Genomic DNA, 558 nt, shown 5'->3' with positions numbered 1-558 from the left:
TGCCGTAGTCGGCCACGCTGAAGATCGGCGCTTCCTCGTCCTTGTTGATCGCCACGATCACCTTCGAGTCCTTCATCCCGGCCAGATGCTGGATCGCACCCGAGATGCCCACCGCGATGTACAACTGCGGCGCCACGATCTTGCCGGTCTGGCCCACTTGATAATCGTTCGGCACGTAGCCCGCGTCGACCGCCGCGCGCGAGGCGCCCAGCGCCGCCGACAGCTTGTCGGCCAGCGGCTCCAGCACCTTCGTGTAGTTCTCGCCGCTGCCCAGCCCGCGGCCGCCCGACACGATGATGTTCGCGCTGGTCAGCTCCGGACGATCGAGCTTGGTCACTTCACGGTTCACGAACTGCGACTTGCCGCTGTCGGCCGCCGCCTCGATCTTCTCCACCGACGCGCTGCCGCCCTCGGCCGCCACCGGATCGAAGCCCGTCGAGCGCACCGTGATCACCTTGATCGCATCGCTCGACTGCACCGTCGCGATCGCGTTGCCGGCGTAGATCGGGCGCTCGAAGGTATCGGCGCTGTCCACTGCCGTGATGTCCGAGATCTGCG

Annotated in this window: 1 protein-coding gene; it reads right to left on the bottom strand. The window is 66.7% G+C overall.

Annotation, left to right across the window (positions count from 1 at the left end):
* Positions 1 to 558 (bottom strand): electron transfer flavoprotein subunit alpha/FixB family protein (locus F3J18_RS37750; protein WP_166917244.1); only part of this gene is annotated, 558 nt, incomplete at both ends.

Origin of the sequence: Burkholderia sp. Ax-1720 (assembly GCF_011753035.1) — a bacterium.
GTDB classification, from domain to species: Bacteria; Pseudomonadota; Gammaproteobacteria; order Burkholderiales; family Burkholderiaceae; genus Burkholderia; species Burkholderia gladioli.
This window is presented reverse-complemented; position numbering and strand designations above follow the sequence as displayed.